Consider the following 14,660-nt stretch of genomic DNA (forward strand, 5'->3'; position numbering starts at 1 on the left):
GGCCCCGAGGGGCCGCGCCACGCTCCCTTCAGAAGACTTCGGAGTACGTGTTGCAGCTTCGCGCCCGACTGCGTGCCAGCAGCGTCAAATGGGCTTTCCCATTAGCTCTCGGCATTCCTCTCGCATATTATTTCTTGAACAATGGGGCGCCGCCCGCCAACAATTACGGCTATGCTCCGACCGTCGTTTCCTACCCTCTCCAGATGACCTATGCCTTCGCCTACGCAGTGGCATCCGGCCTTTCGGCATGGGAGAGCGGGACACTCAGAGCGAACCGGGTTTTCGAGCTCGGCAGTGTCCGCTCACGGCTCCGTATCGCAGCGGAGGCCCTCATACCTGTCCTTGGCCTGTCCTGGCTCATGCTGATACTGCCCCCGCTGATCGCATTGCTGCAGACCACGACGTTGCCGACGCCTGCGAGCCTTCTGCCGCTCGGCATGGCCCTTGTTGTGTGTGTGGCCCACTGCGTGATCGGCTTCACCGCTGGCATGCTCCTGCCGCGCCTGGTCGCCGCGCCGCTGATGACCGTCGGTACATGGATACTCGTTGCCTTCTCCGCGTCGACCACGCCGTTCTGGATGCGTCACGTCTCTGGCCAGTATCCCGAGTACCTGATGTTCGGAGAGCAGGCGACGTTGGGTTCGCTGGTACCGCACATCATGCTGAGCGGTGGTATCGCACTCGCCCTGTGCGCTCTGTGGCTCCCGGTCCCTTCGAAAGCGCTTCGCCTGCTGACCGCGGCTGTGATCAGCACGGTCTGCTGCGTAGCGGCCATATCGATGGCGCAGAGTTGGGACTACAACCCCCCGATCGCCGTCGACCAGGCTCCGATGAAGTGCGAGGGCACCACTCCCCGTGTCTGTATGCCCGAAGCGACCTCGGATGATCTGGCGGCTGTGCGGCGCAGCAGCGTGTCCATACTCAGCAAGCTGAAGGCCTCAGGCGGCCCCAAGATGCCGACAGCGATCATCGATGACATCACCACGGGCAGGATGTCCGCTCCCTCCACGGCGACGCGATGGAGGGTGGGGCTGACCGCGGGGGCCCGGGCCGGCGATCTCAAGTACCGCATCCTGGCCGCAGCTACGCATTTCCCGTGTTCCGAACCCGATCTTGCCGCAAGCCGTGAAGTGAGGCTCTGGGCGGCCACCGTCACCGGGCAGATCGAGGCTTACAACCGGCGAAACAGCGAAGAAGTCCCGTTTCCCGGTGAGAAGGAAGTCAGCAAGCGTGTGGATGACGTCCTGCGCCTCTCCAAGCCGGAGCAGGGGCAGTGGTTTCGCCAGCGTCTTGCTTCCGCCTGCCACGAGGCATCCTGATGCGGTGGTGGGCGAAGGCACGGGCGGCTCATGTCACCCTGCCGGCCGGCATGCTCGTGTTTCTTCTGCTCATCACGGTCATCCAGGAAGGGTCCGCTGTCCTTCCGTCCCTTACCGCGGGACTCGATCCAGTGCCGCTCATGCTGTTCGTGCCGCTTCCCCTGGTCATCAGCCTGATCCTGTCACTGGAATCCCGTCTGGCTGCTCCCGAGACATCAGGCGTCCGCCCCGTAGCCCTGCTCGACGCGGCGTTGAGCCTGGCGGTGATCGCCTGCGCCCTGACCATCAGCTGGATGGCTGACGCCGCATTCACGTCCCCCCACGCGGCGGCCGCCGGACGCAACACTGCCTTTCTCATCGGCCTCATGCTGATCGCTCGGTCCGCAGTCGGACAACCCTCCGTGATGGTTCCGGTGGTCTGGCTGGTCGTCGTCCTGCTCTTCGGCTTCGAGACCGGGCACCGCGCCCGCCCATGGACCATCGTCCCGGAACCGGTCAGCTCCCTCCACGCCGCCATCGCAGCGGCCGCCACGTGCGGCCTCGGCTTAGCTGCCCAGATCTACACATCGAGGAAGACCGCATGACCTTGCAACTGAACTCCTGCACCTATGCCTATCGGCGCTGGCAGACGCCCGTACTCAAAGACTTCAGCTGGCAGCTTCCCCAGGGCCTGACCATCCTGCTCGGGCCCAACGGAGCGGGAAAATCGACTCTCCTGCGCCTGGGAGCGGCAGTTGCCCAGCCTCGCACCGGAACGGTCCAGTTCGACGGACTGCATTCCAGCACCAAGGACTACCGCAAGTCAGTGGCCTGGATGCCCCAGAACATCACCCCCATCGCGAACCTGACAGCACGTGAGTACGTCAGCTACATCGGCTGGCTCAAGGGCATGAACCGCCAGGATGCGTGGGAACAAGCTGCCCAGGCCCTGCGTCAAGTGGAACTGGCCGAGCAGGCCGACACCCGCACGACACGGCTCTCCGGGGGCCAGCTGCGCCGGGTGGGGGTGGCGGGCGCGCTCGTCCACCAAGCCAAAGTGATCCTCCTCGACGAGCCCACCGCAGGAATGGACCCGCGGCAGCGGCGAGTATTTCGCGACATTCTCCGCAGCCTGACCGACAGAGTCAGCGTCATGATGTCCACGCACGACGTCGCCGATCTCGCCGAAGAAGCCGACCACGTCACTGTCCTGGAGACGGGCCAGGTCCTCTACACCGGTGACACGGCAGGATTCCTTGAACACACCCCCCAGGGCACCGCGAGCGGACGGGCCGCAGAAGGCGCATACACGGCCATCCTGGAAAGAACCTGACCCGGCCCCAACGGCCACCACCCCATCGGTCCCACAAGCAACAGCCGAGGAAGGACCGACCTGATCAAGACAACCGCACAGGCGACAGTTGCGGATCACTGACCTACGCTCAGGCGAATTCCGGGGCCCACGCAGAAGCCTCGACTACACGACGAGGTGGCCAGTGCTTCTGAAAACCTTCGGCTGGTCGTTCGCGATCACCGCGCTCGGCCTGGCGGCAGCGGCCGCCTACGACGGCTGGACCGCGCTCGGCATCGTCGCGATCCTCGCCGTCCTGGAGATCTCGCTGTCCTTCGACAACGCGGTCGTCAACGCCGGGATCCTGAAGAAGATGAGTGCCTTCTGGCAGAAGATCTTCCTCACGGTCGGTGTGCTGATCGCCGTCTTCGGCATGCGCCTGGCCTTCCCCCTCGTGATCGTCACCATCAGCGCCAACACCAGTCCGATGCAGGCCGTCGATCTCGCGCTGAACGACAAGGACCAGTACCAGCAGCTCGTCACCGACGCCCACCCGTCGATCGCGTCCTTCGGCGGCATGTTCCTGCTCATGATCTTCCTCGACTTCATCTTCGAGGACCGGGACATCCAGTGGCTGCGCTGGATCGAGCGGCCGCTGGCCAAGCTCGGCAAGGTCGACATGCTGTCGGTCTGCATCGCCCTGATCGTCCTGCTGATCACCTCCATGACCTTCGCGGTCCACGCGCACCAGCACGGCGGCGGACACGTCGACAAGGCACAGACCGTGCTGATCTCCGGCATCGCGGGCCTGATCACGTACATGATCGTCGGCGGTCTCTCCGGCTACTTCGAGGACAAACTCGAAGAGGAGGAGGAGCGCGAACACGAGGAAGAGGAGGAGGCCGAGCGGACCGGCAGGAAGAAGCCGGCCATCGTCCTCGCCGGCCAGGCCGCGTTCTTCATGTTCCTCTACCTGGAAGTCCTGGACGCCTCCTTCTCCTTCGACGGCGTCATCGGCGCCTTCGCCATCACCAACGACATCGTCCTGATGGCGCTCGGCCTCGGCATCGGCGCCATGTACGTCCGGTCGCTCACCGTCTACCTGGTCCGCCAGGGCACCCTCGACGACTACGTCTACCTGGAGCACGGCGCGCACTACGCCATCGGCGCCCTCGCCGGGATCCTCCTCGTCACCATCCAGTACGAGATCAACGAGGTCATCACCGGCCTCGTCGGCGTCGTCCTGATCGGCTGGTCCTTCTTGTCCTCCGTGCGCCGCAACAAGACACTTGCCAAGACGGCTTGAACTTGCGGTCGTCCATCGGTCGTCCATCGTCTCGTCGCCGGGCGAGACGAGTTCGATCACGAACCGCACGGCCTCCACTTCCACGCTGACGGTGTCCTCGGCTGAGACTCCCGCGTCGGGTGATCACCGTAGCGGGCACGACCGGGCCAGGCTATCTCTGGGCCTTCGCGTCGCTACGGGCATCCGTCGGTGCCAACGCCCACTACCGGCGCCGACGCGAACAAGGCGACTGGCATGCAGCTGCCCAGCGCAATCTCTTCAACCGCATGATCGGCCAGCTCTACCACTGCCTGAAGCAGGGCACGACCTACGACGAGTCGCTCGCTTTCGGGGCCCCTCCCGCCGAGGCCGTTGTCTCCGCGGCGTGAGACGGTCAGCGGGGGGTGAGGCAGGCTTCGAGGGCGGCTCGCTGTTGTGGCGGCGGATGGTCGCCGAGGGGGACTTTGCGGGGGCTGTGATCGCCCTCGCAGAGCCGGCTCTGTTCGTCGTCGTCGAACCACCGGTCCTCGGCGCCCCCCATGGGGTGTCCCCGGAGCAGGTGTCTGGCCAACGCCTCGCTGGCCTCGGGCGCGCCTGGAAAACCAGGGCCGCCCCGACAAGGCCATAGCAATCCTTGCAGCCTCGACCGAGAGCTTGGAAGCCTACGAGCTGGGCGACCTCCTCATCCGGCAAGGCCGCGCACGCGAAGCCTTCGCCGTCTTCACCAAGGATCCCGACGCACCCTTCAGTTCCGTCCTGAAGCGGTAGCGGAAACATTGGGGGATACGCCGGGCCGGCGTATCCGCAGGCCCGGCGCGGTCTCCCAGCCCGCCACGACCTCAGCGAGGTCGAGTGGTGGGTCCTCCCGCCCCGTGACCGATGTCAGTGGCTTCTGCAACCATGCCTTCGTCCGACCTCGATTGGAAACCATCCGGGTCGATCGACGAGACAGCGGTGGCACACGCCATCGACGCGGCGCTGCTGCGCCCCGGCGTGCTGCTGGTGGTGGTCGAGGTGGACGGCTGGCGGCTGGGGCTCGCCGTGTTGCCGGGACGCCGCGGTGCCGGAGCACGCGGCGCAGACCGCGGCGCTGGGCATCGACGCGTACGTCGCCGGCACGCTCCACGGCGAGGGCCCCGAGCAGTCCGCCCGCCGGGACGCGCATATGCGGGAGCGGGTGCAGGCGCACGGCGTGTGGGCGGCGCTGTCGACTGTGGCGGGACCCAGCGGGGGTACCAGGAGACGTCCGGCGGCTCCGGGGTGTGGTCCCCAGGACGGTTCGCTGGTGGCACAGACGGGCTCCCGGCGAGGTGCTGACCGTCGTCCTCGGCCGACCGGGCGCCGCTCCCCGGTCCAGGCGAAAGGCCTGGGTTCAGCAGGAAGCAGTTCGGCCTTCATCCGCCCGGTCAGCCGGTCGGCCTCTCAGACTCCCGGTCCGCCCGGCCTCCCGGTGGCGGCGGGAGCGGAGTCCTCGGTGCGGTAGCGCCGTAGGAGTTCCCGCTCGGCGTCCCGGTGCGGGAACCTGAAAAAGATCAGCAGCGCACCCAGGGCGATCGCGGCCAGGCCGACGGTGTACGCCCAGTCGTCGCCGTAGAGGAACGACTGGCGTGCTGCCGCGACGATCTGGTCGGCGTAGCGGGGGTGCTGCTGGGCGACCTGCCCGGCGGAGGCGAACGACTTCGTCAGCTCGCTCTGGACCTGGTCCGACACGTCCCTGCTCTCGGGGGAAGCGGCGATCGCCGCGCTGAAGGCCGAGGCATAGCCGGCGGTGAGGAGCGCTCCCATGATGGACTGCATGATGGCCCCGCCGAGGTCCCGTTGCAGGTCGGCGGTGCCTGAGGCCATGCCGGCCCGTCGCACGGGCACCGATCCGGTCAGCGAGTGGGATGCGGGCGTCCCGGCGAAGCCGGCGCCGATACCGATGAGCACGTAGGCGAAGCCGATCTGCCAGTAGCTGCTGTCCTCACCCCAGAACATCAGCATCCAGGCGAAGGCGAGGAAGAGGAACGCGTAACCGGTCATCAGGGTCGTGCGGGCGCCGCGTGTCTCGATCAGCTTCGCGGACCGTGGTGCCACGAGCACCATCATCACGGCAAGGGGGAGGATGGCGGCGCCGGCCTCGACGGGGTTGTACTCGAGCACGTTCTGCAGGTACTGCTGGCTGATGAACGCCGACCCCATCATGGAGCCGAACACGATGACTCCCGCGCAGGCGGCGACCCAGAACGTGCGCCGGCCGGCGATGTGGAGGTCGTACAACGGGTTGGAAGCCCGGCGCTGACGCCAGAGGAAGGCTGCTCCGGCGGCCAGGGCGATCACGGCGAGGCCGACGACCAGCGCCCCCTGGCCGGGGACGGCGGCGAAGTTGATCGCCAGCACCAGTCCCGCGACCAGGAGGACGGACAGGATGCCGCCGAGGTTGTCTACCGGTTCGGCCGACTCGTTGGTGTGCGCGGGGACGAACAGCAGGGCCATGACCAGCGCGACCACGGCGAGGGGCAAGGTGACCAGGAACACCGACCCCCAGTAGAAGCGTTCGAGCAGGGCGCCCGCGATCACCGGCCCGAGCATGGAGATGCCGCCGCCCAGGGCCGACCACAGCGCGATCGACTTCGTCCGCCCCGGCCCCGCCCACAGTGCGGCGATCAGCGCCAGGGTGGTCGGGTAGGCCATGCCGGCCGAGAGCCCGCCGAGGATCCGGGCCGCCACAAGGACGGTGTCGTTCGGTGCGTACGCGGCGAGCAGGCAGGCGGGGATGGACACAGTGATGCCGAGAAGCAGCAGCAGCTTGCGGCCGTGACGGTCTCCGATCGCCCCCAGATAGAGCACCGATGCTGCCAGGCCGAGGGAGTACCCCACGGCGATCAGGTTCAACGTGCTCTGGGAGGAGTCGAATGCCTTCCCGATCGCGGGCAGTGCCACGTTGGCCACCGACAGGTTCAAGTTGGCCACTGCGGCAACGACGATCAGGGACGCCAGAACGAGTGACGCCCGCGCCGGGGCCTCGCGCGGAACGTCGATGCCAGGCGCACCGCTTTTCGACATGGAACCTCCGGGCGAAGTTGGGCTTCGCGAGAGTCTTGCCTGATCCGCCGTGCCGCACATCGCCCCATTGGGATGACACGCCCACCGTCGCCGACGCGGTCCGCCCGCCCCGCCGTGGCTGCTCGGGCGGCGGTGACGACCCGGGCATCGGGTGAGTACGGCAGCCCTTTGCGTGGTTCTACTCACCGGACAGTGGCGGGGGCCGCCGACCTGTGAGTCCCGTCCGGTGGGAATACGGTGGCAACGGTGTCGTCGACGCACCGCCGGGCGGTCCCCCGAGCGCAAGCGGCGCCCCGTCCCGTAACCGCGGCGCGGCGTGTGATGCCCTGCGCCTGGTGGGGCGAACGACGCGACGGGGCGGTGCTGTTGTGGCCCGGAGATGGCGACGCCCGCCCGGAGCCAGGCGGTGTATGTCGTGCCGGCGTTCGGCGCTGTTACGGGCGCGCGGCGAGGTCGTCGCCGGGACGGGTGGGGCTGCCGGGGCGGAGGCGCGGATCACGGACGGGCGCTGGGACATCGAAGGCCCCTCCACGAGGCGAAGGGGCACTCGGACAGGGGCGATCTCAGCAGGACCGGCCGGGAAACCCCAGAGGCGGGACGGGAGTTGGCGCGCCGGTCTGCTGCAGGGTGGGACAGATCCGGCTCACGGTGAGCGGGCCGGTTCGCCCCGCGGGCCGACGGGTACAACGGCTGCCCGGTCTTCCCTCGGCCGGAAGACCATGAACCGGCGCGATCCCGGGCCTCTGTCAGCTCCGGCATCCGGAATTCCGGGTGCCGGAGCTGACCTGCACAAACACTTCAATTGAGGGCGCCTGGCGCCGGCACGGGAGTCGGGGCGGCAGCGGGGGCACTGTTCCCTCCCCAGGGTTCCCCGATGTCCGGCGCCCCGATCCGGGGATGCCAAGGACACGCCATTAGAGATCAATTCACTGCCCTCGCCACTGGGAACGACGCGTCGCTTCCCTACGCCCCATCAACACTGTGCGCCGCACGCGCGGAACAAGATATGTCCTGGTATCCAAATTATTGTGGCTTTCATCCAATTCTGTACAGGATGGGGCCGCGCGTATGGCGTTCGCAGAACCGGTCGATGATGGAGCCTCCGCCTCCCCCGGCCGACCCGGCAGGCACAACAAGGAGCAGTCCTTGGCCCCGCTGCTCGCTGTATGCGCCGGGTATTTCATGGTGATCCTCGACGTCACCGTCGTCAGCGTCGCGGCGCCGGTGATCGGCCGGGAGATGTCGGCTTCCGTCACGGGCATCCAGTGGATCACCGACGGATACACCCTGGTGTTCGCCGGCTTTCTGCTGCTGGGCGGCGCGATGGGTGACCGATGGGGAAACCGCCGGATCTTCTGCACGGGCGTGGCCGTGTTCACGCTGTCCTCCGCCGCCTGCGCTCTCGCTCCCAATGCTCCATTCCTTACCACGGCCCGTCTGGTGGAGGGACTGGGTGCGGCGTTGATCGTGCCCGGGTCGCTGGCGCTGCTCCGGCAGGCATATCACGCTCCGGCGGCTCGTTCGAGAGCCTTCGGCCTGTGGGGATCCATGGCCGGCATCGCGGCCTCGGCCGGGCCGCTGCTGGGCGGACTACTCGTCTCCACCGTGGGCTGGCGATGGGTGTTCCTGATCAATCTGCCGGTCGGCGTCGTCTGCCTGGTGCTGACGCTGCGCCACGTGGAGAGTTCCCCCCAGCTGGTCTCCCGCGCCCTCGACTGGCCCGCGCAGTGTGCGGTGGTGACCGCGGTGGCCTTCCTGACGACCGCACTCAACGAGGCCGGACGACGCGGCTGGACCGCACCGGCCGTCCTCGCCGCGGCAGGCCTGTCCGTCCTGGCAGCCGCCGCCTTCGTCGTTCGCGAACGGCTCGCGCGATCCCCCGCCGTCCCGCTGGACCTGCTGTGTTCCCGCGCACTGGGCGGCGGCGCCGCCATCGGCCTGCTGTTCAACTTCGGCTTCTACGCCATGGTGTTCACCGCCAGCCTGTACTTCCAGCACCAGCGCGGCTTCAGCGCGCTCGAAACCGGGGTGGCGCTGCTCCCCGCGGTTGCCATGACGATGTTCGCCTCCGTCGTGTCGGCCCGGCTCGCTCGCCGCACCGGAGACCGGCCCCTGGTGATCACCGGGATGCTCCTGGCCTCCGCGGGCCTGGCGAGCTGGACCGCGGCAGGAGCCGAACCCGCCTACCCCCTGCTCGTCCTCCCCATGATGGCAGCGGGATTCGGCACCTCCTTCGCACTCACCGGCACAACCTCCACCGTCATGGGCGCCGCACCACCGGCATACTCAGGGACGGCTTCCGCCCTCTTCAACACCGCCCGCCAGGTGGGCAGCGCCACAGGCGTCGCCCTCGGCGGCACCCTCCTCGCCACCGCCACCACCTACGGCCAGGGAATCCGCGTCAGCATGGCCATCGGCGCACTCGCCTACCTGACCGCCGCCGGCCTCGCATGGCGATGCGTACCCCCGAAATCCGAACACAACGTTCCCGGCCCGTAGATCGGCCTGCTCGATGGTCACGCCGCCCTGTCCGCGCGAACAGACGCCTCCCGCCCGGTCATCCACCGACAACGTCGACTCGGGCCACCCCATCGGTACACCGATCATCGAGAGGCACAGCCGCCTCAGGAACGGGACTCCAACACCTCAACAGCACCCGTCCCGGTGTCGTAACTGCGCAGCGTGGTGAGCCGGACCGACAACGGCGGCGCCGGCAGCAGAGCGGGGATCCGCCGGTCGGCGAACACGCCCGCCCGCGGGGAACGGCCGAGGGTGATGTGCGGGCTCCAGTGTGTGGGGTCGTGGAGGGGGTTGAGGGTCTCGGGTGGGCTGTCCGAGGTCACCGCGTCCCACACCCGGCCGTGCAAGCCGGCCAAGGCGGAATCGAGATCAAGGGCCCAGGCCAGCACCGAGGTGGGCCGCTCGAAACGGACCACACCGGAAACCCGCACGTGCAGGGGCAGCGCGGCGGCCACCTCGGCGAGCTCCCAGCGGATCGGAGCGGTCAGCTCGGGACAGGAAGCCAGCGTGAGGTGCGGGCTGTTGGTCGGTGAGCGATGGCGCGCCTGACTGGGCAGACCCGCATCCGCGAGCCGTCGCCAAGCCGCCCGGACCGCGAGATCTGCCGCCTCGTCCAACAAGACCTCAACCGTGCGCACCGAAGCAGCTTAGCGGCGCAACCTGCGGTCTTCGCGGTCCACTGACCGGCGGCCGATCGGGAGCTCAGCGCGGTCGCACCGCCAGAGGCGGGAAGTCGACCACAGTGCGGAGGTACGGGAAGCGCGACGACGAATCGACTCGTACGGAAACGCCTTCTGACGGCGGTGTTGCGCATCGGCCCGGGCGACGCGCAACGCTCCGCAGAAGCGCAGCGAGGGCCTCCCGCTGCTTGGTCGGGCTCGCCACCAAACGCCCAGGGTCATCGCCCGGGAGTGGTCCGTCCCGTCCCTGACGGTTGTGAGGCGTCGGTGAGGTCGGCGCCGGTGGCGGCGTCCCGCTGGAAGTGGTTGGTGCCGTGCCAGTCCAGGCACATGACGGTCGCATCGTCCTGCAGGTGGCCCTGGTTGGCGTCGACGATCGCCGCGATGAGGGTGCGGGCGGCCTCGCGGGGATGCAGCGCGCGGGTGCGCACGATCAGGTCGGCCAGGTTGAGGCTGCCTGCGTTGTGCTCCAGCATGCCGTCGGTCAGCATCACCAGCCGGTCGCCCGGCCGCAGGTCCAGCGACTGGACCCGGTAGGTGTGCGGGGCGTCGAAGCCGAACGGCATATCGACCGTCGGAACGATCTCCTGCACCTGGCCGTCCCGCATCCGCAGCGGCCAGGGGTGCCCGGCGTTGACGAACTCGGTACCGCCGTCGAGCAGGCTGATGCGCAGGAGCTGGCCGGTGACGTAGCCCTTGTGGCCGTGCTCGCGCATGGCCTGGTCTGCCTGGCGGGCCTGCTCGGCGAGATCGGCACCGGCCCGTCGGGCCCGGCGCAGGGCGCCCACCGCAAGGGTGGCCAGGAGTGCGGCGTCGACGTCGTGGCCCATGGCGTCGGTGACGGAGAGCTGGACGGTGTCCCGGTCGATCACGTAGTCGAAGGTGTCGCCCCCGACGTGGTCGGCGGGCTCCAGCGCCCCGGCGACCGCGAACTGCGCCGCCTCGCACGCCAGCGACGCCGGGAGCAGCCGGTGCTGGATCTCCGCGGCCAGGCTCAGCGGGGTGGTGCGCCGGCCCCACTGGTACACGTCGGTGAAGGACCGGTTCGCGATGACGATGTACGCCAGCGCGTGCGCGGTCTCGCCGATCTCCCTCATCACCTCCCCGTCCGGCGCCGCGGGCAGGAACAGTTCGAGGAGCCCGATGGCGTCCCCGCGGTTGGTCACCGGGGCGACGATCCGCACCAGCGCGCCCTCGCCCTTGTCCTCCACGCTCGGCCGCTGGGTGCGGATCACATCGTCGTACAGGGTGCCCCGCAGCGTGATGCGCCGGGCGGGTTCATCGGTGTCGACGCTGCCCGCCGCCCCCAGCCGTACGACGGAGCTGCCGGCGAAGTCGGTGATGAGGAACGACACCGACACCGCCCCGAGACGCTCCTTGAGCATGCGCGCGACCACGTCGAGCGACTCCACGGGCGCCGCGGACTCGGCCGCCTCCAACGTCCCCGCCAACGTCATCGCACTGCCCCGGCCACTCCCGTCCCCGGCAAGACGAGAGACCCGCTCACCATCCGGCCGTCCTACGGTCACAGCCACTCCCCTATTGCTCGATGACGCTCAGGAACTTCGCCCAGAAAGACGCGGAAGACCAGTACCGATCCCGGTGCCCGGACAGGCCACATTGCACCGCCGGGCCCGACTTCTGCCCGCAAACACCATTACCAGGTGGTTGCGAGGAGGATGGCCGTGTAGTGCGCGGTGAAGGCGGCGATCGTCAGGGCGTGGAAGACCTCGTGGAAGCCGAACCAGGCCGGTGAGGGGTCCGGGCGCTTGAGTCCGTAAACGACGGCGCCCGCGGTGTAGAGCAGACCGCCGGCGATGACGAGTACGACGACGCCAGCACCGCCGGTGCGCGCGAAGTCGGGCAGATTGAAGACGGCCACCCAGCCCAGCGCGATGTAGCACGGGGTGTACAGCCATCGGGGAGCCCCGATCCACAGGATGCGGAAGGCGATCCCGGCCAGCGCACCCGCCCACACCACTGTCAGCAGCACCCGCTGCCGGCCTTCGGGCAGCAGCAGTACCGCCAGCGGTGTGTAGGTGCCGGCGATGATCAGGAAGATGTTCGCGTGGTCCAGCCGCCGCAGAACCGCCTCCCCGCGCGGACCCCACGTTCCGCGGTGGTAGACGGCGCTGGTACCGAACAGCAGACAGGCCGACAGCGCGTACACCGAGCAGGCCGCCACTGCCGCGCCCGTGCGCGAAAGGACGATCAGGACGATGCCCCCGACCAGCGCCAGGGGGAACACTCCGGCGTGCAGCCAGCCGCGCATCCGCGGCTTCAGCGCAGCCGCCGCCCGCTCCACCCCGCCTTCCGGGCCGGTAGCGGCAGTCAGCTGGCCTGTTGCGACGGTAGACACATCCATCGCCGGGATACGCAGGGTGTCGGGCGGGTTGCCCGGGCCGGGCCGGGGCCCCCGTCCGTGGGACGGCGGCTCAGTGTCGTCGGCGATCATGCGCTCATATTCTTGAAAGGGCGGAAGCGTGCGGTCGGGCGCGGCACCGCGGACCGCGTATCAGGTGGCGGCTGTGTGCAGGGCTGCACTGCGGCGGTGTTCGGCGTTGACGCGCTGGGCTTCTTCGAGCTGGTCTTCGAGGATGATGATGCGGCACGCGGCCTCGATCGGGGTCCCCTCGTCAACGAGTTCCCGGGCGCGGGCGGCGATACGCAGCTGGTAGCGGGAGTAGCGGCGGTGTCCGCCCGCGGAGCGCAGCGGGGTGATGAGGCGGTGTTCGCCGATGGCGCGCAGGAAGCCCTGCGTGGTGCCAATTATTTCGGCGGCCCGGCCCATGGTGTAGGCGGGGTAGTCGTCGTCGAGACGGTCGAAGGAATCGTCTGCTGTCATCTGACCTCTCTGTGGCACGCGTGGAGGGCCCTGGCGCCGTGCGGCGCCAGGGCCCGAAGGAACTGCTTCACCATCTGCCGGCCCTGTTACTGCGCCGGCCTTCTGTGTGCGCACACCCGACCGAACTGCTGCCGGGGATGCTGGGATCGCGGTTGCTCGACCGGAGACCACCTCACTATCGATGTCCTGCGGTACCCGGACTCAACAAGCCGCCCGGGCGATCCTGATGGCGCCCAATTCCTCCGTTCATTCCCTCAATGCTGGTACTGCTCTACTGCGTACTGCTGGTGATGCGACCTGCTCTGTGGCCTGTGACAGCGCCACTCTTCGGCAGCCAGCCCCGTCGCCCGTCCTGCGTCTGCTCTGGCTTGGAACCCCACTGCCGAACCTCCCGGTACGCGCGCCCGCAGCCGGCGCCTTTACCGAGGTACTGCTCACCGACTTCACTGCTGAGCACTGCGAACTGCACTTGCGGGTACTGCCATTGCATCAACTGCGGTTCTGCTCACGGTGGCCCCTGATCACTGCGGGCCACCCGGTCCGGTTGTCAGTCCCGTCGCCGTCCTGCAACCACCCTGGCTTCGAAACTCCACCACCGCACCGTCCTGCGCACTGCGACTGCATGTACTGCTCCCGGCAGTTCGTGTCTGCCGGACCCTGCTGTCTCTCTGGGCTACGAGAGAAACCATAGCCAGACGATCTCCCAATGTCTACTCTGCTCAACATAGATTTTCGCGTGTTCGACGGAGAGGTAGTCGGGTGCTGTCTGTCGGGTTGAACGGTTGCGGGCGGGGGCACAACGACCGCGCAGGCAGGGCCGGACACCGACAACAGACCCCGGAGCGCGCGATGACCACGATGAGCACCGAGCGCACAGCCCTTCGTTCTCCGTCCGCCATCGCCGAGGCGCGCCAGGCCACCCGGGCGTTCCTCGAAGCCCTCGGGCAGCCGGCCATCGGCCGGGAGCAGGCCGACACGGTCGTCCTGGTCGTCTCCGAGCTCGTGACCAACGCTCTGCGCCACGGTGGTGGCGCCTGCACCCTCCGCTTCGCCGCCCACCCCGGCACTATCGAGGTCGCCGTGGAGGATCCCAGCCCGAGGCTGCCGCGGATGCGGACCCCCGACCTCGTCGACGGGACAGGCGGATTCGGCTGGCACATGGTCAACGACCTCGCCCACCGCGTCGTCGTCACGCCCGGGCCCGAAGGCGGCAAGACCATCCGCGCCCTCCTCCCCCGGTAGCGCGCTGTACGCCGTCGATGGTCCGTGGCGCGGCCGAGATGCTTCCTCCCGCCCGCGCCACGGACCCCGGAAACCCGGGAAGGGCGGCCCCGCAGACTGGCCTGTTTACTGGAGCTTCGAGCGGTCATACGGGGTCGCGTAAGGCGTTTCCACCCAAGAGGGAGTGATCGGCCGTGTCGGGTGAGCAGAAGACCGAGGCGAAGGTCGAGCAGGCCAAGGGCAAGCTCAAGGAGACCGCTGGCCGCCTGACGGGCAACGAACGGCTGACCGCCGAGGGCCGCGCGGAGCAGGCCACGGGCGACGCCCGCGAGGCCAAGGAGAAGGTCAAGGACGTCTTCAAGCACTGACCGCTTGTATGCGTCAGGGCCGGGACCCACTGCTGGGGGCCGGCCCGAAAGACAGTGAGCGCCGAGACCGACGGCTCAAGTGGCCGCAGGCGCCGGGCGGCGAAGGT

12 protein-coding genes and 1 pseudogene are annotated in these 14,660 nt (G+C 68.5%); 8 read left to right on the forward strand and 5 right to left on the reverse strand.

What is annotated here, in order from left to right; genetic code table 11:
* Nucleotides 1–203 precede the first annotated feature (203 nt).
* The 5 genes and pseudogenes from ACFXGX_RS31740 to ACFXGX_RS31760 all read left to right on the forward strand — a co-directional run.
* Complete coding sequence (locus tag ACFXGX_RS31740) at nt 204–1,319, forward strand: hypothetical protein (protein ID WP_384797947.1); 1,116 nt, start codon at nt 204–206, stop codon at nt 1,317–1,319.
* A 50-nt stretch (nt 1,320–1,369) separates the two neighbouring features.
* Nucleotides 1,370–1,903: a hypothetical protein gene (locus ACFXGX_RS31745; protein ID WP_384797950.1), complete on the forward strand. Its 534-nt coding sequence runs from the start codon at nt 1,370–1,372 to the stop codon at nt 1,901–1,903.
* Nucleotides 1,900–2,631, forward strand: a complete 732-nt coding sequence (locus ACFXGX_RS31750; protein ID WP_384797953.1) for an ABC transporter ATP-binding protein — start codon at nt 1,900–1,902, stop codon at nt 2,629–2,631. The genes ACFXGX_RS31745 and ACFXGX_RS31750 overlap by 4 nt, the downstream gene beginning before the upstream one ends.
* A gap of 163 nt (nt 2,632–2,794) precedes the next feature.
* Entirely contained in the window at nt 2,795–3,895 is a 1,101-nt protein-coding gene (locus ACFXGX_RS31755) for a DUF475 domain-containing protein (protein WP_384797956.1), read from the forward strand.
* 113 nt (nt 3,896–4,008) lie between these two features.
* A pseudogene (locus ACFXGX_RS31760) lies at nt 4,009–4,263 on the forward strand (IS110 family transposase); the annotation flags it as partial.
* 1,033 nt (nt 4,264–5,296) lie between these two features.
* On the opposite strand, the gene ACFXGX_RS31765 reads toward ACFXGX_RS31760, so the two are convergent.
* Nucleotides 5,297–6,919 carry an MFS transporter gene (locus ACFXGX_RS31765; RefSeq protein ID WP_384797959.1) on the reverse strand — a complete coding sequence of 541 codons (1,623 nt, stop codon included), beginning with the start codon at nt 6,917–6,919 and terminating at the stop codon, nt 5,297–5,299.
* Between the two features lie 1,146 nt (nt 6,920–8,065).
* Between ACFXGX_RS31765 and ACFXGX_RS31770 the strand changes: the two genes are divergently transcribed.
* Nucleotides 8,066–9,418, forward strand: coding sequence for an MFS transporter (locus ACFXGX_RS31770; protein ID WP_384797962.1), 1,353 nt, complete (start codon nt 8,066–8,068; stop codon nt 9,416–9,418).
* Nucleotides 9,419–9,543: 125 nt separating this feature from the next.
* Here the strand turns inward: ACFXGX_RS31770 and ACFXGX_RS31775 are convergent, their stop codons facing one another.
* The 4 genes from ACFXGX_RS31775 to ACFXGX_RS31790 all read right to left on the reverse strand — a co-directional run bounded on the left by ACFXGX_RS31775 (nt 9,544) and on the right by ACFXGX_RS31790 (nt 12,964).
* Complete coding sequence (locus tag ACFXGX_RS31775) at nt 9,544–10,077, reverse strand: 2'-5' RNA ligase family protein (protein ID WP_384797965.1); 534 nt, start codon at nt 10,075–10,077, stop codon at nt 9,544–9,546.
* 260 nt (nt 10,078–10,337) lie between these two features.
* Nucleotides 10,338–11,576, reverse strand: coding sequence for a PP2C family protein-serine/threonine phosphatase (locus tag ACFXGX_RS31780; RefSeq protein ID WP_384797968.1), 1,239 nt, complete (start codon nt 11,574–11,576; stop codon nt 10,338–10,340).
* Between the two features lie 200 nt (nt 11,577–11,776).
* Nucleotides 11,777–12,574 (reverse strand): hemolysin III family protein, encoded by a 798-nt coding sequence (locus ACFXGX_RS31785; protein WP_384797971.1) that lies wholly within the window; start codon nt 12,572–12,574, stop codon nt 11,777–11,779.
* A gap of 60 nt (nt 12,575–12,634) precedes the next feature.
* Nucleotides 12,635–12,964, reverse strand: coding sequence for a MerR family transcriptional regulator (locus tag ACFXGX_RS31790; RefSeq protein WP_384797974.1), 330 nt, complete (start codon nt 12,962–12,964; stop codon nt 12,635–12,637).
* Nucleotides 12,965–13,813: 849 nt separating this feature from the next.
* On the opposite strand from ACFXGX_RS31790, the gene ACFXGX_RS31795 reads away from it, so the two are divergent.
* Together ACFXGX_RS31795 and ACFXGX_RS31800 are read left to right on the forward strand one after the other, a co-directional pair.
* Nucleotides 13,814–14,206 carry an ATP-binding protein gene (locus ACFXGX_RS31795; protein ID WP_384797977.1) on the forward strand — a complete coding sequence of 131 codons (393 nt, stop codon included), beginning with the start codon at nt 13,814–13,816 and terminating at the stop codon, nt 14,204–14,206.
* Between the two features lie 173 nt (nt 14,207–14,379).
* Entirely contained in the window at nt 14,380–14,553 is a 174-nt protein-coding gene (locus ACFXGX_RS31800) for a CsbD family protein (RefSeq protein ID WP_250918461.1), read from the forward strand.
* Nucleotides 14,554–14,660: the final 107 nt, after the last annotated feature.

This window comes from Streptomyces sp. NPDC059371 (genome assembly GCF_042751995.1).
Classification (GTDB): Bacteria; Actinomycetota; Actinomycetes; order Streptomycetales; family Streptomycetaceae; genus Streptomyces.

Coding starts and splice junctions, on each gene's coding strand:
- ACFXGX_RS31740 (WP_384797947.1), top strand. CDS start 204: ATGACCTATGCCTTCGCCTACGCAGTGGCATCCGGCCTTTCGGCATGG.
- ACFXGX_RS31745 (WP_384797950.1), top strand. CDS start 1,370: ATGCTCGTGTTTCTTCTGCTCATCACGGTCATCCAGGAAGGGTCCGCT.
- ACFXGX_RS31750 (WP_384797953.1), top strand. CDS start 1,900: ATGACCTTGCAACTGAACTCCTGCACCTATGCCTATCGGCGCTGGCAG.
- ACFXGX_RS31765 (WP_384797959.1), bottom strand. CDS start 6,919: ATGTCGAAAAGCGGTGCGCCTGGCATCGACGTTCCGCGCGAGGCCCCG.
- ACFXGX_RS31780 (WP_384797968.1), bottom strand. CDS start 11,576: ATGACGTTGGCGGGGACGTTGGAGGCGGCCGAGTCCGCGGCGCCCGTG.
- ACFXGX_RS31785 (WP_384797971.1), bottom strand. CDS start 12,574: ATGATCGCCGACGACACTGAGCCGCCGTCCCACGGACGGGGGCCCCGG.
- ACFXGX_RS31790 (WP_384797974.1), bottom strand. CDS start 12,964: ATGACAGCAGACGATTCCTTCGACCGTCTCGACGACGACTACCCCGCC.
- ACFXGX_RS31795 (WP_384797977.1), top strand. CDS start 13,814: ATGACCACGATGAGCACCGAGCGCACAGCCCTTCGTTCTCCGTCCGCC.